The organism is Fibrobacter sp., from assembly GCA_024399065.1.
GTDB lineage: Bacteria > Fibrobacterota > Fibrobacteria > Fibrobacterales > Fibrobacteraceae > Fibrobacter.
In genome coordinates, this window is record JAKSIB010000022.1 from 19,573 (window position 1) to 45,456 (window position 25,884).

The 25,884-nt window shown below is 46.1% G+C and carries 22 protein-coding genes; 9 read left to right on the forward strand and 13 right to left on the reverse strand.

What is annotated here, in order from left to right:
• Positions 1-74 precede the first annotated feature (74 nt).
• Positions 75-2,270 (reverse strand): hypothetical protein, encoded by a 2,196-nt coding sequence (locus tag MJZ25_10975; protein MCQ2124696.1) that lies wholly within the window; start codon positions 2,268-2,270, stop codon positions 75-77.
• A gap of 16 nt (positions 2,271-2,286) precedes the next feature.
• Positions 2,287-3,096, reverse strand: coding sequence for a TIGR02147 family protein (locus tag MJZ25_10980; GenBank protein ID MCQ2124697.1), 810 nt, complete (start codon positions 3,094-3,096; stop codon positions 2,287-2,289).
• Positions 3,097-3,252: 156 nt separating this feature from the next.
• Here MJZ25_10980 and MJZ25_10985 point away from each other — a divergent pair, with 156 nt between their 5' ends.
• From MJZ25_10985 to MJZ25_11000, 4 genes are read left to right on the forward strand one after another with little or no spacing between them, the layout of a single operon-like run.
• Entirely contained in the window at positions 3,253-4,620 is a 1,368-nt protein-coding gene (locus MJZ25_10985) for a sodium:solute symporter (protein MCQ2124698.1), read from the forward strand.
• Positions 4,621-4,629: 9 nt separating this feature from the next.
• Entirely contained in the window at positions 4,630-5,133 is a 504-nt protein-coding gene (locus MJZ25_10990) for a hypothetical protein (GenBank protein ID MCQ2124699.1), read from the forward strand.
• 4 nt (positions 5,134-5,137) lie between these two features.
• Complete coding sequence (locus MJZ25_10995) at positions 5,138-6,028, forward strand: MBL fold metallo-hydrolase (protein ID MCQ2124700.1); 891 nt, start codon at positions 5,138-5,140, stop codon at positions 6,026-6,028.
• Between the two features lie 39 nt (positions 6,029-6,067).
• Positions 6,068-7,447 (forward strand): Na+/H+ antiporter NhaC family protein, encoded by a 1,380-nt coding sequence (locus MJZ25_11000; GenBank protein ID MCQ2124701.1) that lies wholly within the window; start codon positions 6,068-6,070, stop codon positions 7,445-7,447.
• 121 nt (positions 7,448-7,568) lie between these two features.
• On the opposite strand, the gene MJZ25_11005 is transcribed toward MJZ25_11000, so the two are convergent.
• The 4 genes from MJZ25_11005 to MJZ25_11020 form a co-directional block, all read right to left on the reverse strand.
• Entirely contained in the window at positions 7,569-8,189 is a 621-nt protein-coding gene (locus tag MJZ25_11005) for a hypothetical protein (protein ID MCQ2124702.1), read from the reverse strand.
• 271 nt (positions 8,190-8,460) lie between these two features.
• Positions 8,461-9,438 (reverse strand): hypothetical protein, encoded by a 978-nt coding sequence (locus MJZ25_11010; protein ID MCQ2124703.1) that lies wholly within the window; start codon positions 9,436-9,438, stop codon positions 8,461-8,463.
• A gap of 264 nt (positions 9,439-9,702) precedes the next feature.
• Positions 9,703-10,254 (reverse strand): M48 family metallopeptidase, encoded by a 552-nt coding sequence (locus MJZ25_11015; GenBank protein MCQ2124704.1) that lies wholly within the window; start codon positions 10,252-10,254, stop codon positions 9,703-9,705.
• Between the two features lie 16 nt (positions 10,255-10,270).
• Entirely contained in the window at positions 10,271-12,151 is a 1,881-nt protein-coding gene (locus MJZ25_11020) for a DUF4954 family protein (GenBank protein MCQ2124705.1), read from the reverse strand.
• A 31-nt stretch (positions 12,152-12,182) separates the two neighbouring features.
• Here MJZ25_11020 and MJZ25_11025 point away from each other — a divergent pair, with 31 nt between their 5' ends.
• Together MJZ25_11025 and MJZ25_11030 are read left to right on the forward strand one after the other, a co-directional pair.
• Positions 12,183-12,680 (forward strand): hypothetical protein, encoded by a 498-nt coding sequence (locus tag MJZ25_11025; protein MCQ2124706.1) that lies wholly within the window; start codon positions 12,183-12,185, stop codon positions 12,678-12,680.
• Between the two features lie 35 nt (positions 12,681-12,715).
• Positions 12,716-14,023, forward strand: a complete 1,308-nt coding sequence (locus tag MJZ25_11030) for a glycosyltransferase (protein MCQ2124707.1) — start codon at positions 12,716-12,718, stop codon at positions 14,021-14,023.
• Between the two features lie 264 nt (positions 14,024-14,287).
• Here the strand turns inward: MJZ25_11030 and MJZ25_11035 are convergent, their stop codons facing one another.
• The 5 genes from MJZ25_11035 to MJZ25_11055 form a co-directional block, all read right to left on the reverse strand.
• Complete coding sequence (locus MJZ25_11035) at positions 14,288-15,667, reverse strand: formylglycine-generating enzyme family protein (protein MCQ2124708.1); 1,380 nt, start codon at positions 15,665-15,667, stop codon at positions 14,288-14,290.
• Between the two features lie 28 nt (positions 15,668-15,695).
• Positions 15,696-16,076 (reverse strand): hypothetical protein, encoded by a 381-nt coding sequence (locus tag MJZ25_11040; GenBank protein ID MCQ2124709.1) that lies wholly within the window; start codon positions 16,074-16,076, stop codon positions 15,696-15,698.
• A gap of 151 nt (positions 16,077-16,227) precedes the next feature.
• Positions 16,228-17,463, reverse strand: a complete 1,236-nt coding sequence (locus MJZ25_11045; GenBank protein ID MCQ2124710.1) for a dicarboxylate/amino acid:cation symporter — start codon at positions 17,461-17,463, stop codon at positions 16,228-16,230.
• Between the two features lie 9 nt (positions 17,464-17,472).
• Positions 17,473-18,102: a chromate transporter gene (locus tag MJZ25_11050; protein MCQ2124711.1), complete on the reverse strand. Its 630-nt coding sequence runs from the start codon at positions 18,100-18,102 to the stop codon at positions 17,473-17,475.
• A gap of 55 nt (positions 18,103-18,157) precedes the next feature.
• Positions 18,158-18,715 carry a chromate transporter gene (locus MJZ25_11055; protein MCQ2124712.1) on the reverse strand — a complete coding sequence of 186 codons (558 nt, stop codon included), beginning with the start codon at positions 18,713-18,715 and terminating at the stop codon, positions 18,158-18,160.
• Positions 18,716-19,109: 394 nt separating this feature from the next.
• Between MJZ25_11055 and MJZ25_11060 the strand changes: the two genes are divergently transcribed.
• On the forward strand, positions 19,110-19,484 hold the full coding sequence (locus MJZ25_11060) for a hypothetical protein (protein MCQ2124713.1): 375 nt from the start codon (positions 19,110-19,112) through the stop codon (positions 19,482-19,484).
• Positions 19,485-19,487: 3 nt separating this feature from the next.
• Here MJZ25_11060 and MJZ25_11065 read toward each other — a convergent pair whose 3' ends face one another.
• Both MJZ25_11065 and MJZ25_11070 read right to left on the reverse strand, forming a co-directional pair.
• The gene (locus MJZ25_11065; protein ID MCQ2124714.1) at positions 19,488-19,940 is read right to left on the reverse strand and encodes a hypothetical protein; all 453 of its coding nucleotides are present in this window, start codon (positions 19,938-19,940) and stop codon (positions 19,488-19,490) included.
• On the reverse strand, positions 19,940-20,272 hold the full coding sequence (locus MJZ25_11070; protein MCQ2124715.1) for a hypothetical protein: 333 nt from the start codon (positions 20,270-20,272) through the stop codon (positions 19,940-19,942). Before MJZ25_11070 ends, MJZ25_11065 begins: the two co-directional genes overlap by 1 nt.
• 76 nt (positions 20,273-20,348) lie before the next feature.
• Between MJZ25_11070 and MJZ25_11075 the strand changes: the two genes are divergently transcribed.
• Together MJZ25_11075 and MJZ25_11080 are read left to right on the forward strand one after the other, a co-directional pair.
• Positions 20,349-22,700: a hypothetical protein gene (locus MJZ25_11075; GenBank protein MCQ2124716.1), complete on the forward strand. Its 2,352-nt coding sequence runs from the start codon at positions 20,349-20,351 to the stop codon at positions 22,698-22,700.
• A 600-nt stretch (positions 22,701-23,300) separates the two neighbouring features.
• Complete coding sequence (locus MJZ25_11080) at positions 23,301-25,859, forward strand: DEAD/DEAH box helicase (protein ID MCQ2124717.1); 2,559 nt, start codon at positions 23,301-23,303, stop codon at positions 25,857-25,859.
• The last annotated feature ends 25 nt before the right edge of the window (positions 25,860-25,884 follow it).

Consider the following 25,884-nt stretch of genomic DNA (forward strand, 5'->3'; position numbering starts at 1 on the left):
TTTGTACAAAAAAAGCTCGCAGCCATAGGGTTGCAAGCTTTATAATGTCAGTTTAGCAAAAAGACAAATATCACTTAATTCACGGAAGAAACGGCCATGATGTTGAAGTTGCCAGCAAGTCCAGAAGCACCCTGGATCTTGAACCTCACAGCTACAAGCTTTGCTGCGGCTTCTTCACCGGAAATTCTGCTTGCGCCGAAACCAGCCTGTTTGAACTGAGACCAGTTAAAGCACTTTGTTGCTCCATTTGGAGACTTCGGCAAAGATACAAACGGAAGATCCTGACCAAGTTCCTCGTCAACAATATCACCCAGGCCCATTTCAATGGTCATGGCGTTATCCGCAGCATAAGTCACACAAACGCCACCCCAACTGGATACATCTACAGCGACAGAAATGCCAGATTCAGCATCTTCACCACCGATATTGAAACCCACACCCATAAACGGATTATAGTCTAGAGTGCCCTTGTCTAGATAGTAAGTTCCACACAGACCTACACAATATTCAATAACCGGATCCAATTGACTCATGGAATAGTCGTTGCCCAGTTCTAGCGGCCATGTAATTTGAGATGCTCCACCATCAGCATCATCACCGAATACATACCAGTAGCCGGAAGTTTCCGTTCCAACATCATGCCCCGTTTCAATTCGGGAAGTTTCTTCATCGCCACACCATTTCATCATGGTGCCCGTCATAGAATCATTGCACCCTGTACCAATTACGTGACCAGAAACAATAGTAGTTGAACTGGAGCTTGCCGTGGAAGAACTGGATTTCACAGGAGTGCCGTCGGTAAGTTCATTGGAGGAAACACCTAAGATGTTGAACGCACCCGTGGTTCCAGTTTTACTCTGGATTTTAAAATGCAAGGCCACAAGTTTCTCGGCAGCAGTGGTGCCGGAATTGGCACCCCAACCACTACTGAACTGGGACCATTTATAGCACTTGGCAACAGCCGTTTCAGATTTCGGCATAGTCACGTAAGGGAAATCATAACCGATTTCGGCATTTACAGCATCACCTAGACTCATTTCAACTTTTATTGGAGAATCAGAGGTATAGGCCACGCAAACGCCATTCCATGCGGATGCATCAACAACAGCGAGAAATCCTGAGTCATCTTCGCCACCCACATTGAAACCCACACCTACATACGGGTCATACGTGAAGGTTCCCCTATCCAAGATATAGGTTCCGCACAAACCACCACAGTAGTCGACAACTGGGTCAATAGCTTTTTCATAAAGATCATTACCCAGTTTAACCGGCCATTCAATCTTAGATTTACCACCATCACTATCATCTGAATACGAGAACCAGTAACCAGAAGTATTAGTACCTACGTCAAGGCCTGTCTCCACATGATAATCCCCGTCAGCGCCAACCCAGCGCATAAGGCGACCATTCAGTCCATCAATTGCAGAAACCTGCGTTTCAGAGGAACTTGAGGATGTTACGGAAGAAGAAGACTTGGGAGAAGTCGCGTCCGGATCAATGTAGGAGGCGATAGCCTTGATATTGAAGGTACCGACGTTATCACCATTCGACACATTGAAATTGACCTGCACTCTAGCCAAGTTCTTGGTGAAATCTTCGCCAGTATTAGCAGCAATTCGTGTCTTCTTGGCAACAAGGTTGCCCTGACTGAAATGAGACCAGTTAAAGCACCTACCAACGGCAGAAGAAGCCTTTGGTAACTTGGCTGCAGGCTGATAGCCAGCAACGTTCCCGTTTACCAGTTCATCAGAAACAAGGCTGATACTTCCATCGTGATCAGATTCATAGACAATGCAAATGCCACCCCATTCAGAAACATCTGCTGCAACGACCTTTCCATTTTCATCATTACCCACAATGTTGAAGAAAGCGCCATTGACTACAGTACCGGAATAGTTCTTAGGAACTTCAAACGTTCCGCAAACGCCACCGCACTTCTTTAATGCGGTTTCAATATCAGCATCTTTTTCGCCACCAATACCCCAGGAAATCTTGACTTGTTCTGAGGATTCGGGCAACTGCCAAAGACCTGCAGTTTCAGAATTGTTTTCGAAACCGGTCGTTACTTGCGGAAGACCCGAAGTATATTTCCAGTTCATAGGAATATCCGACAAGTCAGCGGCCAACAAACCATTCGCTTCTGTAGTGTAGCCGTCAGCAAAATCATCACCAGGATTTATGCCTGTGCCTGGATCTATTCCCTGAGGTCCACATCCTATCAAGAAGAATGGTGTTGCCGTTAGCACGGCGTGCAGTTTTTTGTTCATAAGTTCCTCCTAACCCCTATTTTGTAATAGGAAATAACTGTAAATTCATTCGATAGACTTGCTCGCAGTTTTCGTCATCTGCGATGATGCTTAAAAGCTTCTTGCGGAAGTCTTCCATTTCTTGGGTAATGCGCTCGTATGTTTTGCGGGAAACACCCATGGTGATTCCATTAGCGAAACGTTCCGTGGAAGGAAGTTCCTTGATAGCATCAACGGCCAACTTACCCATCTGATAATGCATTCCGCGAATCGCCATGGGAATTGCCTTGCTAGAGCCCACAATTCCTTTTTCAGTTTGCCTATAAACGCCCTCTTCGACCTTCTGCAAAAAACCTGCATGAACCAAAAAATTCATGGAGTTGCGAACGTCTGCTGCCGTAATTTCAGGATAGAAACGTTTAGCGATGTCCAGGGGTTTTGCGTGGGGCATTTGCGGGGCCAGTTCGCGAATGACCGGGTTCCACCATTTTTCATAATATTCCAGCGCGTCGGAATCTACTACGCGGACTTGGTTTTCCTTGATAATTTCACGCAGCTTTTCCTGAAGCTTCAACTTCTTTGTTTCATCAGCTTCGTCGCAAAGCCTGACCAGCGTTTCGAAGTATATGACTCGAAAGCCGGTCAGACCCATTGCCTCTACTACCTTGCTAACCCCCACCATACTCAGGCGAGTTTTTCCCTCACAAACAAGGCGTAGATAAGACGGCGACGCAAATCCAGCCAACCTTGAGAAAGCTCTCCACGAAAAGTCCGAAGTCCTTTTCCTTTCCTCAAAGAAGTCTCGCATATAACTGCGGTAGTCCTGATATTCTACAATATCTCTCATATTCAATGAATATATGATTTTTATGATACGATATTCAACAAAAATCACCTAAAAATCAAAGTTTATAACAAAAATTTAAATTTCATAATTCTATATGTATCACCATTGAATCGTATATAGGAATAAAGATCTATTTATTAAGCTATTTTTGTCGCAATGAAACTACTTTTGATTTACTTTCTGGTCCTTGGATTTATTTGCGTCAGGGACTGGTTCAAGGTGAAGAACTTTGACGACTATGTGGTGGCAGGCCGTAAGCAGACTGCGCCCTTCGTGTTCATGAGCCTAATGGCCACTGTTCTCGGGGCGTCTGCAACAGTGGGCATCGCAGCCCGTGCTGAAAACATAGGCTTTGCCGCATTCTGGTGGTTGGGCGTTGGCGCTATCGGCTTCTGGTTCCAGGCAGCATTCCTGAGTAAACCCATCCACGATCTTGATGTGCGCACGCTCCCGGAACTTGCAGAAAAGACTGTGGGCAAAGTGGGCCGCAAGCTGGTGGGCTTCATTATTGCAGTTTCATGGATCGGAATTATCGCGGCACAGTTTGCTGCCGTGGCAGGATTCATCGGGCTCGTTCTCGGCCATGATGCAGGAACCATGTCCGTAGTGATTACCGCCGCCATCGTCATCGTTTACACTTTGCTTGGCGGGCAACTTTCTGTGGTGAGAACAGATGCGCTGCAATTTGGAATTTTGACAGTAGGGTTTGCGGCAGCCGCAATTTACTGCATGGTGGCTGGGAATGAGGCTACTTTGATAGAGACCGCCGCGGAGAATGCTGCCAGCACCGTCGCAAGCCTCGGAGATTTTTCCCTGCTGAATGAAAAATTCGGTATCGCAGATTTAGCCATGATGCTGTTCACCGTGGGCGGCGCATACTTCCTCGGGCCCGACGTGATTTCCAGAAACCTTGTGGCAAAAAACGCCTCCGCAGCAAAGAAGGCGGTAATCGTCGGAAGCTTCGCCATTCTCATTTTCAGCGTCATCATCGTTTATCTCGGGATGTGGGCACACGCCTATGCTCCCGCGGAAGGTGTAAACCCTCTATTCCGCTTAGCTTCAAATGTTTTGCCGCTGCCGCTTGCGGCATTGCTTTCCGTGGGCTTGCTTTCCGCATTGCTGTCGTCTGCGGACACCTGCTTGATTAACTCCGCGGCAATTTTCGGCAGTGACATTCTCGGCACGAAGCGTATTGCAGTGGTGAGGATTCTTGTTGTTATCATCGGTATAATTGCCATGATTCTCGCCCTAGGCGGTAAGGATATCATTGCACTCCTGACGATGGCATATTCCGTTTATACCCCAGGTATTGTGGCTCCTTTGGCTGTAGCTATCATCGCCCACAAGAAATTCGCCATCAAGAAGAACTTGTGGTACGCAGGGGTTTGCCTCGGCGGCCTCTTCGGCCTGGTCCCCGCCATTTTATCTACTGCAAAAGTCAGCACCCCCGATTACATGCCTCACATCGGTATTGCTATTTCATTGATCTTCGCACTCGCAAGCTTAAGAAAGAAATCTTGCTAAAGGAATTTTATGGATATCAATTGGGTTATTTACATCATCGAGATTATAGTCATGACCATTGCATTCACCTGCATGATCATAATTCCCCTGTGCAAAAATCCACTTTGGTGGATTCATGACTATCCCAAGGATATTCAAGAAAAATATTTCGAAAACCACGAACGCGTTCCCACCGAACTGTTCACCCCCACCGTGGCCTTAAAGAAGGGATGCGCTATTTTATTTGCCCTAGCCTTGCTAACAGGCCTCGTTGTACTTGTGGGCGCCAGAGATTTTACCTCAGCCTTTTTACTGGGTTACGGAATCTGGTTTGTAATTGACTGGTATGACTGTTTCTTTTTGGACTGGGTTCTATTCGCAAACATGAAGAGAATTCGCTTGCCGGGAACAGAGGACATGGACAAGGAATACCATCAAAAGAAATATCATTTTGTACAATCCATGATTGGCATGGGACTGGGCCTAATTCCTAGCCTGCTGTGTGGTGTAATCGTGATGGTTATCTTTGGATAAAACAATGAAAGTCCAAATTCTTATTGATAACATCGAGGGTGAAGTTTGTAACTGCGAAGGCAGTAAGGTAAAGTTGTGCCCGGAATGGGGGCTTGCCGCTCACATCGATTTTAATGGTCACAAGATTCTATTGGACACAGGGGCTTCCGCTCAATTCACAAAAAATGCTGACGCTATGGGAGTGGATTTGACGAAAGTGGAATGCGGCGTTTTGAGTCACGCCCACTTTGATCACGCCGACGGCCTGGAAGCTTTTTTCAAGGCGAACGGCCGCGCCAAATTTTATTTGCGGGAAGGCGCCAGCGAAAACTGCTACAGCACCCGCAAGTTTCTGAAATTCTTTACCCGCCATAAGTACATAGGCATACACCGCGGATGGCTCGAGCGCTACAGTCACCGCATTGAATTTGTGGGCGGTTCCGCAAACTCCGCCGGCAGTCCCGTAGAAATTTTGCCAGGTGTATTTCTGGTAGGCCATTCCGACGCGGTTTTAAACGCTGCAGGACGCGCCGCCATCGGAAAATCCGTAGGGCAGTTTGTCAAGGAAAATGGAAAGTTCCGCCCCGACAGTTATGACCACGAACAAAGTCTGGTATTCGATACACCCAAGGGTCTGTTCATCATGAACAGTTGCAGCCATGGCGGCGCAGACAATATCATCAAGGAAGTGATGGCCGCCTTTCCCGGCAAAAACATTTATGCAATGCTGGGCGGATTTCATTTGTTCAAATCTCCCGACGAAAAAGTCCGCGCCTTCGCCGAACGACTTTACGAACTGAACGTCCAGAAAATTTACACAGGCCACTGCACCGGAACGCGCGCCTTTGAAATTCTAAAAGACGTTCTTGGCGACCGCGCAGAACAAATGCATACCGGCATGGAAATCGAAGTTTAACTCAAAATCTTTCGCAAAGTCCTTATTATCTTTTAGCTTATGAAGAACGAAAATATCTCTCTCGAAAATCTTGACCACATCAAGGGCAATCCCAAGGCCCTCCTCCCCATCGCCGTATTCCTGGTGCTTTACCTGGGCATGGGCATTTCCTTTGAATACGTCCTGAAGATTCCCATGGGGTTCTACAACATTCCCATTGTGGCAGCATTCCTGGTGGCCATCTTCGTCGCTTGCATCCAGAATCGCAAACTGAATTTCGACAAGAAGATGAACGTGATGGCAGGCGCCATCGGCGACCGCAACATCTTCCTCATGATTCTGGTATTCCTCTGCGCAGGCATCTTCGCGGGAATCCTGGGGCGTTCAAGTGCAAGCGCTGCCGCCTACCTCTTGCTGGATTTCATCCCGGCGCAGTTTGCAGTTGTCGTCTTGTTTGTCGTGGCCGCCTTCGTCTCTACCGCCATGGGAACTTCCGTAGGTACCATCGCGGTGGTTTCGCCCATCGCCATTGAAGTTGCAGGCGCCGCAGGATTCGGCATTCCTTTCTGCGTCGCTTCCGTTATTGGCGGCGCCATGTTCGGCGACAACCTTTCGTTCATTTCCGATACGACAATCGCAGCCACCTCCACACAGGGCTGCGCCATGAAGGACAAGTTCCGCGTGAACTTCGGAATTGCCCTTCCCGCAGCCATCGCCGCGGTAATAATCATCGCATTGATTTCCTTCGCCACAGACGCCCACGAAGTCGTTGCTGCCGATTACAATCTGGTGCAGCTCATCCCCTACGTGTTGGTACTGGTTCTCGCACTCACCGGCATTAACGTTTTTACCGTATTGCTGGTGGGCATTGTCGCCGCAGCCATCATCATGGTAGGGAGCGGTGAACTTGATTTCGTCGGACTTCTGGGACACATCGGCAACGGTATTTCCGGAATGTACGAAACCATCATGGTGGCCGTTCTCGTAAGCGCTCTCTGCGGCCTCATCCGCATTCACGGCGGTTTCGCTGCGCTTCTGGATTTCATCCACAAGGTCTTTAAAGGCCACAAGAGCGGTCAGCTGGGCGTAGGCCTCTTGGTAAGCGCTATGGACGTGGCTACCGCAAACAACACCGTGGCTATCGTCATGGCAGCTCCCATCGCAAAGCAGATGGGCGACGAATACAGAATCTCCCCGCAGAAGACCGCTTCCCTCCTGGATATTTTCGGATGTATCGTGCAAGGCCTGCTCCCCTATGGCGCACAGATGCTGGTGGCACTTTCTGCCATCGCTACCGCAAGCGCCGCCGCAGTAGCCAACGGTGCCGAAGCCGTAAACGTCAGCGCCTTCGACATCATTCCCTACATGTTCTATCCCTTCCTCCTCCTGGTCAGCGTACTGATCTTCATCGCTGTCTCGCCCAAGAGAAAGAAAGCATAACCTGATTCTATCGGGCCAACAGCCCTCCAGAATGACGGTTCTGGAAGACAAAAAATTAAAGCGTAGCTACTCAAGGTAGTTACGCTTTTTTATTGGTTAATGTTACGCTCTGTTTTTTTGCTTACTTATGCATGGCAACAAAATTGAGGCCAATGGTATAGCCGCTCATGTCTCTCAAAGAACCACGCAGGAAAGAGTCATCATCAAACGGATACATATGATAATCAAAGGTGGCTTCTACACCAAGATCAATGATTTTGGTAATAGACCAGGTGTGACCAACTTTAAGACCCATGTTAAGGCGCCATTCGTCGTCAAGGTAGTTGATCTTGGAAGTTCCCACTTCATATTCATCTGCACCAAATTCAACGCCAACGAAAGCGCCCTTCAATGCAGATGCCTGATCGAAAGGAAAGCCCATGCAACCAATGTGGAAACCAGTTGCAAAGTAGTCTACATCCTTTGTGCCAATATCGAGATCCATATCGCCACCACCAACAGAAATGTCGGCACCAAGATAAGCTTGAACACGGTGGGAGAAACTCATACCTGCGTCTATGCCAAAGGATGCTGCAGCGTTATCAGCACTGACCTTGCCGCCATAAGCGGACATCTTACCTTCAACAGAATTATATGCAGCGCCAGCACTGCCCTTAAGGAACAAACTATTGGATGACTCGGCAAAAGCCGCCTGAGATAGAGCAGCAAGGGATACTGCGAAAATTGAAAATGCCTTTTTCATATTTCCTCCTTTGTCCTCAAAAAGTACAAAAAACTTACGCAGAATAGTTGTTTTTGAGAATATTTCAATTTTTTTTGTTCAAAAAAGTCTCCAAAGTTCCACATTGGAATAGTGATTTAGCGGTCCGGGTCTTGACCGCAGGCACTTGGAGCCGTATATTATTGACATAGACCGGATGTAAACCGGAACGCGGGCCTACGGGCACTGCAACAATAGAAATGGGTCGGCCCTTCGGCGCCGACCCGTTTTTTATACCCGCGATAAAAGCAGATTATTTTTTCTTGCGTTCTTTCTTGACTGCGTCTACAGCAGCTTTAAGAGCTTCCTTCTCGGCAGCCTTCTCCTCTGGAGTAGGCTTGGTATCTTCAAGAAGGCGATCAGCCCATTCGTCCCAGAAGCGGCAGCGTTCACCGTCCAGCTTCATCTTGGCGAACTTGACAGGTTCCGTTTCTACCGCCAGCGTCACCACAGATTCCTTGTAAGCCTGCGGGAGGCCAGTAACGTGAGCCATACGCTGCTTCAGTTCTGCAACGGTAGCATCCAGGATTTCAACATCAAAACGACGCTGGATATAACGGCGGGTGATGAAACCCATGGACATGAAGTAGTCGCCTTGATTGCCTTCGGCAAGGTAATTGCGGACGCGCAAATCCTTAAGTGCCAGCACCGCTTCCTCATAAGGAGGCAAGCGCGGGGCTTCACCCGGCTTACGGAATTTCTTGTGCAGGAGCCAGCCCAGAAGAACCAGCACAACACCACCCAAGACACACAGGGCAATAATCAGCCACTGAGGCAGACGGGGATCGGCCATAGGTTCTTCAACATCGAGAATATCATCTTCTTCGCCGGTGGTGCGGTTTGCAACCTTCACGGCAACCGGGTCGGTACTTGTCTTGACGGTATCCTTGTCCACAATGGCCACAATCTGCTGCGGAGCAATCATGAAGTCGCCACTGACAAAAGTATTGAGAGTTGCCTGCCAAGTGAACTTTGCGGTACCCTTGGGCATACCTTCAGTAACGCGTTCATTCTTCATTTCCTTGACTTCGAAACTGCCAAGGTTACCCACAAAACTGGGCAAGTCCACAATGGCATTTTCGGGTGCGGTCACGGCGATTTCATAATTGAACATGTCGCCGATAAAAACCTGAGCGTTATCTACGTTAGCCTTGACACTTACGTCAAAGGCAAATGCCGGCAGCGCACAAACGGCAGCCAAAACACACAAGCGAGAAAAAAACTTATTCATACAGGAGAGAATATACAAAAAGGCGAGAGCAGCGACAAAAACATATATGTTTTTGGCATTGCCGAGCCGAAGTATATGCATGCGAAGCATGCAATATCAAAAAAGGCGAGAGCAGTGGCCAAGTTTACTTGGACATTGCCGAGCCGAATGTATAGCGCATGAAATGCGCCATATACAAATTTAAACTCTGAAAATACATTCTATTAGATTGCCACGTCGCTCCGCTCCTCGCAATGACATTGGAGGTAAACAACGATAAACAAGCTATTTGCCCAACAGCTTTTTACGGCGGAGAGCCGCAGTGGGATGCTCACGGTAAATCAAGGCGAATATGGGAGTGTAGGGAATTTCGCATTCCACCAAGTTGCGCAGCGCATTCTTGGCGATATTCTTTTCCACATGCTCAAAGGCATACTGATCCGCTTCAAATTCCTGGCCCCAGCAATAGGTGTGGAAAATGACGCGACCGGGAATGGCGACAAGATGAAGCCAAAGAATAGCGACCCAGAAAGGCATTCCGTAACGGCCAATCACCAAGGCGATAACACCTAGCGAAAGCAGAAGCATAATGACCTTCACCAAGTTGCGAAGAGCCGCATGGTGCAACTTCTTGTGGCCTTCTTCGTGGGCGGAAACAAACTTGCCCACCTCAGGTTCCTTACGGTTTTCCGGGAGAGGGAAAAAGTCGTTTACCAACGGAATCACACGAAGGATTGCAAGAAATCCGCCAGGCATCTGAGTGGCACGGCGTTCACGAATCTCCAGCACAATGCGGAGAATCACTTCCATAATCAGCAAGGTGATAAGCCAAATCACGTTAGTCCTGCAGCGCTTAAAGTTCCGGCTTGGAAAGCTTCACGATGGAACTGAGACGGCGGAGCTTTTCTTCCACGCGGGTCTTTTCCCATTCCGTAAAGCCCTTGTCCACCGGATGAGCATCGTCGTAATCGTCGAAGATTTCGCGACCGCGTTCGTTGTCCTTGTCCAGACCATGGGACACTCTTTCAAACCAATCCTTTTCCAACTGACGGTAACGCTTGATGAGTTCTTCAAAAGTTTCCGGCAGCGGAACCACACGGACAATATCCTTGTTGGATTCCGTAGTGATCATGCGACGAAGTTCCTTCACCGGCTGGTTCTGCAAGCTGCTGTCGTTCACCACCAAAGTGATGATGGTTTCAAGAACGTAGCGTTCCATATACTCGGCGTAAGTATGCAAGGCCTGCTGGCGCACACGTTCGCGGAGGAAGTTTTCACCAAGGCCATCGATGTGTTCCTTGGTATAGACGTCACGGATGGTGGCCACCTGCAAACGGCAGTAAGCGTCAAAAACGGCACGCACTGTTTCAGCATTAAAGATACTGCAGAAAGTAGCGGGCACAACACCCTTACCGCGAATGGAATACTTGTAGGCGTTGCGATCCAAGGCGTAGGCGTTGCGGGCATAGTTCCAGCCTGGAACAATTTCGTTCAACTTGGCAGGAACACCGTTCAGTTGCGGATCACCCGGACGAATCAGGGAGAAGGGGAACTTGAGACGCTGGGGCAAAGTGGTTACGCCACTAGCAATCAAGGTGAACGGAGCTTCACGGTAGTTGGCCGGGAACTTGATGTTCACACCAAGGCCAAAGAACAAGCCCTGTCCCGGCATCACTTCCTGGTCCGGCATACGACCGGTGTGGTTACTACCTACGTTGGCTCCATAGCCAAGATTACCGCAGCCTTCAGGCCACAAAGCGGCAATCAAGAGAGAATGGTGATGCATCTGGGTCATGGGGCCCATATAAGAACTGTTGACTTCACCTTCTTCAATATGGCAGCACGGTGCAATAATCGAAGACTTCACGATGGCCTTGCAGGCCACCTTGGTACGGTTCATCAAAATAGATCCCTGAACCTCGGCACCCGTATGGACGGTAACGCCCATCTGCACGTCGGAGTTTTCAAGAATCACAGAATCATAAATGTGGCTGGATTCTTCGAGGGAACTGAGAATCACGGAGTTGCGGATCTTGGCCGCACCTTCGATGCGGGCATGGGCTCCAATCCAGCTATTGCGAATGATGTTGGTGTTGGAAATGACAGCACCCTTTCCCACCACGCCGAAAGGCAAGGCGGTTTCGTCGCGATAAGCCTGCAACTGTTCAGCAAAAGCCTTGGCCACCTCGGCCTCGGGTTTATGGAACAACTGGGCGTCCACCAGGTCGGTAGAAATTTCGGGGAACACCAACAGGCGACGGCCGCCCATTTCGTTACCCACGCTCATGGAAGTTCCAATCATGTAGTTGATCTTACCACTGCTCACCAGGGAGCCCACATTTTCCACAACGGCACCCACGCGAATCAGTTCGTTGGACAACATGGCCACACGGTAAATCAAAGCATTTTCGATAATGCAGTTATGGACAAAACTATCGTAGATACCGGTCGGGTAGGAAATGTCGCCCGGCAAAAGTAAAGTACCAAAGAAGCGGGGCAGGTAAACTTCGCCTGCAAAAGTGGAGCCGTGAATGCGGGTCGGATCGAAATCGGGATCCACCATGACCTTGGCCCAGGATTCGGAGCGGTTGCCATTTTTGACAAGCACCTGGATTTCAGCTTCGGTCAAAGCACGACATTTGGCGGTTGCAGCCTTGATTCCCTTGAAATTTTCAACGGCGGCGGCAAAAACACTGTTCTTAAGGACTTTTTTCAATTTCAACAATCGTTGCATGGTTAAAAAATAGTCTAAATTCTACCCACTGATGAAAGACTTGCTTTTTAATTTGATTGGAAAACACAAGTATGATATTTCTATCTACACAGAAGAAATATTTGAACGTCGTTGCCAAGAGGAAATCATCCGCAGCGATGAGGACCATAGCTCCTTTGTCTACATTGAATTTGACTTCGAAAATGTGAAAAAGCAGCTGGAAAACGAAGAAAGCAACAATACCTTCTGGGAAATGTTCCTAGCCTCCCTCCACAAGAGCAACCGTGGCAGCGATATTATCGGCTTCCTGGAACATGAATCCGGCATCGGCATGCTTTTGCTGGACTCCAAGATCGAAGGCTGGAACCGTGTGAAGGGACGTATTGAACAGATGTCCTCTAGCCAAGGTTTCGACTTGGCCAAGAAGGTTTTGGAAGGCGCAGTCCGCCCCATTGTCTATCCGGCATGTATCCAAGATCCTGCAGCACCTGCTGATAATGCAATGGGTAATGCCGCCAATACTGCAGCAAACACTGCCGCAGCTTTGTAAAAATTTCTGTCGACGGTTCTACCGCCTTGTAACTTATGGTTCAAAAAGTTTTAGTTATCGGGTCCGTGTATCCGCGTTTTCATGAAGACGCAGAAGTGCCTTGGCTTCGCGCCTCTGTCGCACACTTGCGTAACGCCGGTGTGGACGTTCAAGTTCTGGCTCCCACTTACAAAGGCCTGAAGAGCCACGAAATCGATGGCGTGCCTGTCAATCGTTTCCGCTATGCTCCGAAGGATTGGGAAATGCTGACCCACGAGGAAGGCGCCCCCAGCAAGATGGCAAGCAAGCCCTGGTTGCAGCTTTTGGCAATTCCCTACATCATCAGCGGTTTCTTCCGTTGCCTCTCCCTTTGCCGCAAGTGGAAGCCCGACGTGATTCACGCCCACTGGCCCTTCCCCCATGCGTTCATTGCATTGGGCGCCGCAAAGCTTTTCCGCATTCCGTTGGTCCTGAATTTCCACGGTGCAGAACTGCTGCTGATTCGCAAGAAGAAATGGGTGAAGCCATTCCTGAAGTTCGCCATCAGTCAGGCACAGGCTGTATTTGCAAACTCCAGCTTTACCGCCAGCAAGATCAAGGCTCTCCGTAACGTAGAAGTGGAATGGAGCCCCTATGGAACTACATTAGGAAGCGAGGCTCCAGGCCCCAGGTGCGAGGAAAGCGCCGACGCTTCGGGTATGAACGGTGCCGCGCATCCCGTAAATGGCAAGTTCAAGATTCTCTTCGTAGGCCGTCACATTGAACGCAAGGGCATCTGCTACCTGATTGAAGCCGCCAAGTACCTGCCCAAGGACAAGTTTGAAATTCGCATCGTCGGCGTCGGTGACCTGACCGAAGAATTGAAGAAGCAGGCGAAGGAATTAGGCTCCAGGCGCGAGGTTCGAGGCTCGAGGGATGTACAGCATACTGAGTGTCATCCTGAGCAAAGCGAAGGATCTAGCATCAATCCCTGCGATATCATCTTCACAGGAAAGCTTTCTCCTGCAGAACTTGAAAACGAATACCGCACCGCCAACGTCTTTACGCTGCCTGCCATCGTGGATAGCAAGGGCGATACCGAAGGTCTGGGCGTTGTTCTGATCGAAGCCATGGAATTGAATTTACCCATCGTGGCAAGTAACGTTGGCGGCATCCCCGACGTGGTTGTAGACAACGTAAGCGGCCTGCTTGTTCCCGAAAAAAATCCCGAGGCCTTGGCAGACGCCTACAAGCGTTTGGCCTGCGACCCCGCCCTCGTCGCAAACCTTCTCTCCGGTGCCCGCAAACGCATCAACGATTGCTTCACCTGGGATGGCATCATCCAGCGACAAATCGCAGTCTATAACAAGGTTTGCAAGAAGTAATTAAAAAACTCATCGGCGAACCGGCGAGCTTTATTTTCGAATTCGAAGATTAATGCGGAATCAAGGACAAGTTCTTTTGGACATAATCCTGATTTATTTCGGGCAGCAACAACTATTACATTCTTTTCCGTATCTTCACCAGCATTAGGGATGAGAACAATTTCAAAACACCCAAATAATATTTAAAGCCCTGCATTTCATAATCAAAGAAGTTACCTTGTTTCAAATATAATAGAAAAGCCGAACAAAGTTCGGCCATTACAATTACTTAATTTCTCTCACTAAACGCAAGCCTTGGAAAGGCTTGTAGTTAACGCCATCATCACCACAACGGGTATACTTGTTTATATCTTCACGAGGCGACGTTAAGGAACCACCCTTGCATATAGAAGTTTCCCCATTGAAAATACTTTTGCCAGGCAACATGGTTCTCTCGCAAACAAGTCCAAAAATATCATATAATCCATAACCATTGGGCTTTAACAATCCAACAGGGCGAGATTTCTGCCGCCATTGACAGCAAGAGTGTTCTAAAGACATCCGATCATCATATTTATTCTTATCAAGTTTCGTCCAAACATCATTGCTATCAACTACGCCAAACCATGCAATTGAAGCGGTTCTTGAAGAATCATCCTTAAGAGACGCATCATCTAAGCGTCCCGTATAAGCACTCGCAAGAGCCATCCACTCATCATAATACGGCAAGCGATAGCCATCCGCTTCTTTATCGACATTCACATGAACAGACCCTACAGAAAACCTATCAACAACAGAAAACCTTTCATTTCGCACCCCAAACGAGCCATCTTCCCTAAAACTGTAAAATCTCTTTTCGGCAATCACAAGAGAATAGACAGGTTTAAAGCCGTCCCGTAAACTACGAAGGTTCGCATAAGCCATTGCATAATAAAAATCGACACGAACAGCGGCCGAATCATGAGCATAGCAAGTTTCCCCCTTTCGCATCATTTTTTTCTTTTCTATCCAAAAATTCTTGTTATCGCTCAACATTTCATTTGCTTGTGCAGGAATGGAATCCCACAACATTTGAACAAATTCACATTCAGTCACCTTATACTTATCTACCGCAAGAATTTTATTCATTTCCTCGGACCTTATAGGATCTCGATAAAGACGTCTACCCTTACTATCATATGGCGCTTCAAACACAGTTTCCGTTCCTAGACTATGTTTCTTTGCAGTCAAGTCAATATATTTCATCCCGACAAGGAGATTGAACGTAACCACATGGCCGATTTGAGTCACGTACTGGATTTTCCCGTTTTTCACGTAGTTGCCGGAATTCAGTTGAATGCAGTCGCCCACTTTTTCGTAAGAGAAGTCCTTGACCTTCCAAAGTCCCTTATCGCTGCCATCAACACAGATGGTGTAATCTGTGTTTTTCTCCATCTCGAGCCAAGCAACAGAATCTTTCAGCGGAACGCTGATGGAGTCTTGTGCTGTATATATATTATTTTCAGCAGTTTTCCTAGATAAGGGATTAGATGTTTTTTCAAACAAAGCCTTTGGCCCTTTAGTCCGATTAGCACCACTTGTTTCAGCCCCATTAACCTCATACAAATGCGTATTTGCCGCAAACGCAACAGATGCAATAAATACTAAAAAAATTTTCATTTTCATATTTAAAACCCTTTTTATAATAAAATACCTACTTTCCCTTATCTTCAACTATACATTTTTTTATAAAACAAGCACTACTTGAGCGGATACAATCCCATTGATTTTCTATACCATAAACCTTATTTCCTTCAGAATCCTTCCCCAAATAACACCTATCATTGGATCCCGTTTCAACAACAAACAATGGTCTATAACGAAGCCTATAACCAGAATCATCTTTCCATCCCATCAAATTGGTTTCATCAAAAGCAAAAGAAGGAATCGCGTCAATAGGATTTTCCAGGTCTTTTACATATCGTGCATAATTGCTAGGATAAGAAAGATCGTCATCTGCAATAAACAAATCTGTAAGTCCAAACGAATGTCCAATTTCATGGACTATTGTATTTAATGAAGCGTCCCCCACCAAGTGCCCTCCCCAAACAATTCCTCCCGTTACAGGATTCCAGCCTCGTTTTATACAAAAAAAACTCGTCGGCAAAACCGGCGAGTTTTAATTTTTTGCGAATTGATTTTCCGCGGAGGTGTTTTGCAGCGACATTTCGTCGCAATCGTTTCAATTACTTAGCGGACTTTTCCAGGTCCTTATTGGTCATGGCGCAGACGCAGGAATCAGACCAGACGTTTTCTGCAGTCTCGATCATATCGATGATTGCGTACAGCGGAAGGATCACGCCCATAACGCCGATGTTTGCGTTCATGCCCACCATGAGGGAAAGGGTCAGGAAGTAGCAGCCCATAGGCACGCCTGCGTTACCCACAGCGCTAACCACGGAAATCAGAACCCACATGAGCATGGTGCCGATGGAAAGCTCGATGCCGCTATTCTGCATCACAAAGAGGCTGGTCACCAGAATGAAGGCTGCGCAACCGTTCATGTTGATGGTGGTGCAGATGGGGAGCACAAAGCGGGACACTTCAGGATTCACCTTCAGGTTGTCTTCGGCAGACTGCATAGTCACAGGAAGAGTAGCAGCGGAGCTCTTGGTGAAGAAAGCCATCATCACAGCGGGGCTCATCTTCTTCAGAACATGGAGCGGGTTGAGGCCGCGAGCCAAGAGGAACAGCGGAAGCACAATGCAGAACTGAAGAACGTTACCGCCCATCACCACAGCGAGGTACTTACCCAAGGAACCCACAACCACGCCAGCATTCACCTGAGCGGAAAGCTGAGCAGCAAAGGCAACAACGCCAAGAGGCAAAGCCCAAACGAGAGCGCGAATCAAAGTGAAGAGGAGTTCACGAAGACCAAGAATCACCTTCAGCAAAGCGGACTTGTTTTCAGAATCCGGCATGAAAGCAAGGCCAAGGCCAACAGCGGCAGCAACCATCAAGATACCGAGAACGTTACCACTCAAGAACGGCTGCACCATATTGTTGGGCACCACGCTCAAGAAGTGGTCATAGTAGCTCATGGCACTCAGGTTCTGAGGCACGTCGCCAGCGGCGCCGCTCACCACATCCATGGGCAAGTTACCCGGAGCAATGATCAGGTAAAGAATCAGGCCAACTGCAGCGGCAGCGAAAGTGGTAAGGAGGGTGTAAATGATAGTGCGGCCAAAAATGCGGCCAGTGTTCTTCTTGACACCGAGAGCAGAAAGGGTGGTCATCAAAGCGAGAGCGATGGTGGGAACCGCCACAAACTGGAAAAGGCGAGTGTAGACAGAAGCGATGAAGTTGATCAGGTTGGTGAGACCTTCGCACTTGATGAGGCCCAGAAGGGCGCCAACGACGAGAGCCACGATCCAAATGATGATTTGCTTCTTGGGGAAAGATTTTACTTTAGGAGTTGTCATTGTTTCCTCTTATAATAAGACGCAGCCAATGGCGGCCGCAACCACAATCATTTTGATAGGACTAATTTTAATTTTAAAAGGTCCAACCGTAAAGCCCTTGGTCAGGACAAAAGTCAAAACAAACAGCGAAATGCTCACTGCGAAATGGAAAGTGTCATTGGGATCGCCACCCATGGGCTTTCCAAAAAGTTCCGTGAAAGGATTTCCGAAGTTTTCGGCGGTCATAAGCATCAAGGTAGCCGCAAGTAAAAGTCCTACTACCGTGGGGCGCAAACCCTTGAAAACGGATTGCACTGCAGGATGGTTCATGTGCTTCATAAAGAAGCGGCTAATGAGGAGCATCAAAATCAGGGAGGGCAGCACCACGGAGAAGGTGGCAACGCAACTTCCCAAAACGCAAACCCAGGGCTCTGCCCCAGAATTCTGCAAAGCCGTGTATCCCGCAAAAGTCGCAGAGTTGATTCCGATGGGGCCCGGCGTCATCTGGCTAATAGCCACAATGTCCGTAAAGTCGGCAGCGCTCATCCAACTGTGATTATAAACCACCTCGCGCTGGATCAGCGAAAGCATGCCATAGCCGCCGCCAAATCCGAAAAGGCCAATCTGGAAGAACGTATAGAACAGCTGGAGGAAAATCATGAATTAGGCTCCAGGTTACAGGCTACAGGTATGAGGAAAAATGCACATGTATTCATTATGCATCTTTCCTTTTGAAACGGCCCACAAGGTAGCCGCCAACGCCAGCAGCCAAAATAATCAAAATCGGGGACACGCCCAAAAACCAAATTAACAGAGCGCTTGCAATAGGAATCCAGAAGGTAAAGCGATTCAGCTTCGCTTTCTTCGCTAGGTTAAAGGTGGGCACCGCAATCAATGCCACCACGGCAGGGCGAATTCCGCGGAACGCCGCGGCCACCATCTGGTTGTCCTTAAACTGATGGAAGAAAAGCGCAATCAGCAAAATGATGATGAAGGATGGGAGCGCGGTCCCGATGCAGCTCACAAGCGCCCCCTTCACACGCCTCAGGCGATACCCGATAAAGATGGCGATGTTCACCGCAAAAATCCCCGGGCAGCTCTGTGCAATGGCCATCAGGTCCAGAAATTCTTCCTTGCCTACCCACTTCTTCTTCTCGATGATTTCCGATTCAATCAGCGGAATCATGGCGTAGCCCCCGCCAATAGTAAACAAGCCGATCTTGAAGAACGTCAAGAAAGCATCAAGATAAATATTGCGGAATTTTTCGGACATGAGACAAATTTAACAAAACATGGCGTGTTCAAATCCACAAACCACTTTTTTCTTTTTTTGTTTTACAAATAATTTCTCACCCGCGATAAGAGAATGTAGGGCAAAGGACGTTCCTATTTGAGATCTTTAAATATACGTCCCGCCCATTTTTTTATTCGAGGGTTATTATGTTCGAAGCACTCATTGACCATTTCCATGTTGCTCGCCAAATCATCAATCGCGAAAGCAGCCCAAAACCCGTAAACGTCTATAAGGTCAATGAGATAGCCTATCGTCTTGTCAGCTACCCATTTTCACCAATCTTCAAAGGGATACAATTACCAATCTGATGGTGGCATAGGGAAATAAATTTCTATCATTATGCAAAGAACCAAACATTGGAACATTTGCAAATATGAGCCGCGAAACAATATCCTTCTTTGTTCCCTCGGAATTTACTCTAGAGAATATCTTTACCACGGTCATTATTATTGGATTGACGATTGCCTTGATAACTTATGTTATAAAGTATCTTGATCTCAAAAAAAATTTTGATAAAAAAGTCGAAGTCGTCCGTTTACATTACGATGAACTTTTGGCTATAGAGCAAAGAAAGATTGCCAACCATTACGATGAATTATTAGCTGTGGAACAAAAAAAGATTGCAAGCATTCCTGGTCACGTTTCAGAACTGAAACGAATTGCATCTGAAATTTCAAAGTGCTGCGAAACTGATGATGCTGAACATCAGGAATATCAACCTGACGACCAGACACAAAACCCTCAGTAAGGACTATCGTTTCTTTTCTACGTCCGCGATATTCTTATCCATTTCCTGAGATACCTTACGAAGCATTCGGACTAGTGCAGAAGACTTTAATGGATGATTATCTGCAGGCAGCAATTTTTGGGCAGGCACGACCTGCCCTTTTAACGTTAATAGGAAGGAATAGAAATCCTTCAGTTGTGCTATAGAATTTTCGGAACAACGAATTCGATATTTCTTGAATCGTTCAACCGTTTTGTCTTGATCAGTCACCAACGATTCTCTTTCATTTCTATTGACTTTGGAATCGGAATGGCAACGCTCCTTAACATATTTTCTAACAAGAATGGTAAAGCCCTCTTGCTTTCGAGAGCGGCTTTCCATATCCAAGTCGCCATAATCAGCAATGAACTCGTCAATTTTCTTGACAAGTTCATTGAACTCTCCTTTCAGTTCTGAATTTTCAGAAGCTTTCGCCATTACTTACTTTTCTCAAAGCACTTGTTGGCTAATTTCGTAGCCTTCTCACGAGCCTTTTCTAATTCATCGCTAGATGCCTTTTCCAGCTTTTCAGGATCCTTGCCGAAATAGCATGCCAATGCCCCCACATAGCAAGCACTCCACGTCACCCTATCATTGTATCCGGAAACAGGGATGTTTTGAGAATACCCTTCCACCAGCTCCTTCATAATCATATAATCATAGGCCTTACCGAAGCCATCCTTCTTCGCATCCCCAACATCACAAACACCAGGAATCCAAGCATAAGCAGCGGTTGCACATAAAATAGCCATTGCAAAAAACTTCTTCATTATTTTCTCCTTTTTTGTTAATATAATTGAATAAGGTAGAAATGTAAACACTTTATAGCAGAAATTTCAAAAAACAATGCAAACCTTGACCTATGACGAATTCCTTAACGATCCCCTAAAACTGGAGGAGCGCTATCCTACTATTGAAGAATTCGCACTTGCCTTTGACGACTTCTTCACGTTAAGGGATGATATTAACCGGTCCGATTATGAGGATATTTACAACAAAGTAAGAGATGGTTCCCGATCAAAGACTCACCGTACAATCGTAAATAAGGATACAATCAAAAAATACATTGAGTGTTTTGATCTTGGAAATAATACAGCATCCGTAGATCAGATTATTAGTTGGTATATCAAAGCAATCAATAAACAAATGGTCATGGGTTCTACCAAGAATTCATACATTCGTCAATGGTTCCGCTTTTTCTTTTGTAAAGCCTTTGGTTTTAGGGAATCTACCACTAATATTTCATGGATAGACAATGTTCCTAACTCCGAAACAGGGAAAGATTTCTTCATCTATTTGAATTGCCTTGATGATGAAAAAATTTTGCACCACCTCACAGATGAAGCGAATAAAAAGAACTATCAAAACTGGAAAAAATTTTCCAACAATTCCTTCAACTCTATCAAAATCAAATCAATTATATCCTTTTTAAGGGATGTAAATTCTAGCGAGGAAACAGTTGACAAGAGAGGCTTTTTAATTAACTGGTTTTATTCTAAATGCGAAAAAGACTTTCCCTTTGACGAAAAAATTTTTAGAGATTATGATCCCCGAAATCCCTTGCGAAGAGATGAAAGTCCTTATACAGATCAACTTAATAAATTGAATGAAAAAATAGATGGTCCTAAAGGGGAAAATACCAAAGAGGAAATTATTCAGGAAATTTCTTTCCTAAAAAAGAATGTACCGCCTACAGATTATCCAGTTTTACTTTTTGCAGAATACCGTCACGCCGTTTATCAAGAAAAAAATGATGAAGCCATAGAGCTCGGGAAAATTATATCCGATATTTTTTTCTACGTAGGTTCAGGGGGACTTGGTTTCATTGATAAAACTCCATCCCTATGGTTTAACAATATGGCACCATTCGTTGCACACATTGCCATGGAGGATTCTATTGGAAAATTAAAGTCTTCCGCCTCAAAACTATATACCCGCTTATGTAATTACTCTTACCTAGTCAACTTTGACCTTGATCCTTTTGATCTAAAGAATCTGCAAAATTTTGATTTTTCAAATAGCGATGATCTAAACAGCCTTAAGAAAACATCAAATGTTTTATTTCAAAATGTATTCCTACCCAGTTCTTTTTATAACAAGAGGGAACTATCCCTTGACTTAAAATATGATGATGCAAAACTAAACCAAAAAGAGATTACCTTCGGGAATATTTCTGGCTATGCCATTGAAATTGCGGCACAAATAAATGATGTACATAGTTTCAAGGATATCCTATCTAAAGGTGGTGATGTTACTAAGACAAAGAACGACCATAAAAACGCATTGTATTGGTCTATTCACAATATGATGATTAATTTACCAATCGGATTTTGGCGATCTGAAATATTTCCCCATTCTGGAGAACACATGTATGATGAGCGAATTGTCAACTTCATTTTTCCTGGGGGTAAGAAAACCATTAGTTCACTTAAAGAGTATCACCAGGTTCATGCCGAAGAACTAAAAAAAGGACGCGAGATTTTTGATTTAGTCATTTCAAAATATGTAGAATCAAAAAGAATTCCTGAACAATTAACATTCTTTAATGATAAAGATATTCTTTATGCAGCAATCGCACGTATTGGAGATGTTCAAGTTGTTGAAAAAATTCTAAACGGTTTTGGCATTGACGTATTTAAGAACAAAAATGAAAATTATTTTGAGGCCGCACTGGGTTTATATAGTAATGTTTTTATGTATAGAAACGGGATTCAACGTGATCCAAACCTTGATCCATTTCGTAAAATAAAATCCACTTACAAAGAACTCATAAACAATCCAGAATACGAATCTGCCCGAAAAGTAAACGAAGGATGCCTATTATTTTCAGAATTGACCATGCCTGAATATAATTTTGAAAGTTCCTGTCAACTTATTTATGAACAGGATCTTTTAAGCATCATAAAGCTGCTCATCGCGAATCATTTCAATCCTTGCCTAAACGCAGAGGAACCTCAGGATTACCCACAGGAATTGAAACCTTATGACAGCATCATGTACGCCATAGAACTAGGATGGACACCTTGTGTCGAATTGCTGTGCAAGTATATTAAATCGGAATTCAAGGAACACTGGGAACACCGCAAAGAAAAATATCTCTACTATGCGAACATATTCACTAAAAAACAACATACTCCATACCCACCCATGCAAATTAGACAAGATTTATTCCGGAAAATAGTCCGATTATCCCGTTAAAAAACTCAGCCATTTTCCCCCGAGCATTTCTCGGGGGATTTTTTTTGTTTATGGACATCACTTCAAGCAAAGAGTCCATCATGCATTCATTCCACTAAATTTCACACTTTTTGGCCTTTTTGAGTCAAAATCGCCACTTTTCAGGCTACAAGAAACTTGTCCCGATTTGTCTTAGAACGCAAATCTAAATCTGTAAACGTAAGCGGCTGAGCCGCTTAGACAAAAAAAATCACGCAGTAGCGACACACCCTCATTTGCCAAACCACCGAGTTTGTGCAGCAGATTGACATCACCGGCATTTGGGCCTTTTTCAAATATAACACCAAATCAACCCATTTCAAAAAAGGAGTCAATTATGACAACAACACCAAATTACGAGATCGTAACCGAGGGAAACGTTCCAGACAAAATTTATCAAAAAGCACGGGACATTGTCCGCAAGCCATTCAAGTGGAGAAAAACCAAAAGGAAACACAATCTTCTTTCCTATCGCATCACACAATGTTTTCGACTAGTGAAGATTGGAAACACATCCATCCTCCGACTAATGGATCACAAGCATTACGATCACTACCTCACCCTTTAAAAAGGAAATAAACCATGTGTACCACAAAAAATTACCTTCACGCCCTTGATAAAGGAATCCTTCTCCGTTTAAACGGATCCCAAAGCGGACTCGCTGCCGTTGAATTCATCTCCAAGGATGAAAAAGGATATAAGTACCAGCTCATTGAAACACCCCGTACCAACGCAAAGTTCGATGATATCGCCTTCAATATCATGAACTGCGCTAAAAAGAATTGTGCCTGTTACCAGGTGCCTGAAAGCGAAGTACCTCGTACAAAACTCACCCCCGACAACCGCATTGAAATTAAACACGTCTTCACACAAATCGATAAATACACAAAGGAAAAAACATACTACATCTGGGTTGCCGACAAAATCAAGGACGGCCATTTGCTTTGCATTCCTCCAAGTACCATCCAGATTGCTGCCGAAATCGCCGTGATGGAACACATCAGCGGCCATAAAGGAAATCTTAGCAAAGAAACCCAAGCCGAAGTTGAGAACTTTAATCAGTATTTCGCTTTGCCTACAGTTATTCCGAAAGCTCTTTCCAGCCTGATGCAGACTACCGAATTGAATCTCCCTTCCTTCAAGGTCAAAGAAATCCCCGAAAAAGATTACGTCATTTTGAAAGACAATAACCGCCCGGGAAACAGCGAACAGCGTGCTTTTGTATGCAATGCCCTGTCCACCACTGATTTTACTATCAAGGTGGGCCCTCCCGGATCCGGGAAAACAACCTCTGTAGTGGAATTGATTATTCAGTTGGTAAAACGCGGCAAGCGCGTTCTACTGGTAGCCTCCACCAATGTAGCCATTGATAACATTCTGGAAAAACTGAAGGAGCACCTGGACCTCGTCTGCGTCAAACGCTATGGAAACGAAGACAGCGACAAGATCAGTAACGAGGCAAAGAAGTTTATCGTAGAAAAGCCTTTCAAGAAAACGGAAGCTACAGCCTTAAAGACACGTTTGGAATGTATTCCTGAAAATGTACGCTCCACCATACAACAGGAACTTCTTGAAAATTGCGATACCAAGAATAATGAACTTCTCTATGAAATCATTCAGGAGAACGCACCTATCGTTGCCGGCACCACTTTTGGAGCAGCATTGGCAGAAATGCGAAAGATGCACGATAAGGGCGAAACAGAACCTCCCTTTGACTATCTGATTCTTGATGAATCCTCAAAGACCACTATCCAGGAATTCTTGGTTCCAGCCTGCCTTTGCAAGCACTGGATTGTGGTTGGCGATATCATGCAGTTGCCGCCCTATGTAAGCGACGATGACATGGCTGAAAACCTCCAGATTTGCTACCCCGATAATCAGGACAAGGAACGCGAATACACAGTTGCCGCGGATACACTTTTGGCCGCCTCAGGAAACAAAAATCACCAAACGGTCTTGCTGGTAGAAAAGGAATCCGAAATGGACGCCTACTTGTACAAGAAATATGCCACCGAAAACAACGTCCTTTTTGCTGATGCTGACAAGAAGGAATATAAGGACATCCTGCCCTACGCAACAATTATCGTAGGTTCCCATGAATCCTTCAAGAAGAATTGTTCCATGATCGCACCGCGTATTACAACCGTACGCCTTGCACGTGATAAACAAACTTGCCGCGTTCTTCATGAAGACGAGATGCAGGAATGGGTGAGCATTGCCCGCTACAATCGTGAACAGTTGTTTGGACGCTTCGACGAGAACAAGCCCAAGGAATGGCACGATGAAGTGGCATGGCGCTTGATCCGCATGTTTGAACAGCGCGATAACGACGTCAACGCAGACCGTAGCACATTGGCTCGCCTCGCAAGCGAATTGGAAGCACTGATTCCTACCGGAGACAAGGAAGCCTGTATGAAGAGCATCCGCATCTTTGAACAAATTTACCTGCCTTCCTACATGGAACTTCTGCTTCGTGGCTTTGGCGAATACAAGGACTTGGCTCTCTTCCGTGGCATTCCCCAGAAGATGTTGGACGAGCGCCTCATCAAGCTCTCCTACCAGCATCGCAGCGATCCGGAAATTGCACAGCTCGCCTCTGAAGAATTTTATGACGGAAAGGCGATGCGTTCTGAACACATGGTCGGAAAACGCGAATGGAACTACCACCGTTTCAAGCATCACAACCATTGGGAGAACATCAAGGGCAGTTGCGATATCAAGAACCGCAACAAGAAGGAACAAAAGTGGATTGAACAGGAATTAATCAAGTTCCGCGATTTCACTAAGGTCAATCCCAAGAAGGAAGGCAAGTGGACAGTCGCCGTACTTTCCTTCTACAAGGAACAGGCAGATGAACTGAATAAGTCCTGCAAGAAGATCTTTGCCAAGTGCGAAAAGTTCGTGGAATTCAGCGCAGGTTCTGTAGACTCGTTCCAAGGACACGAAGCAGACATCATCTTCCTTAGCTATAGCAACCAGGTTCCCACCTGTTTCATTGGCGCCCCCAACCGCTTGAATGTGGCTATCACCCGCGCACGCTATATGATGGTTCACGTCGGCAACTGGAACGCCATGAGCAAGGGCCAGGGCGCAATCGGACGCATCACCCAGAAACTCAAGCCCGTAACCCACAACTCTTAACATACAGAACAACACTAAAAGGAGA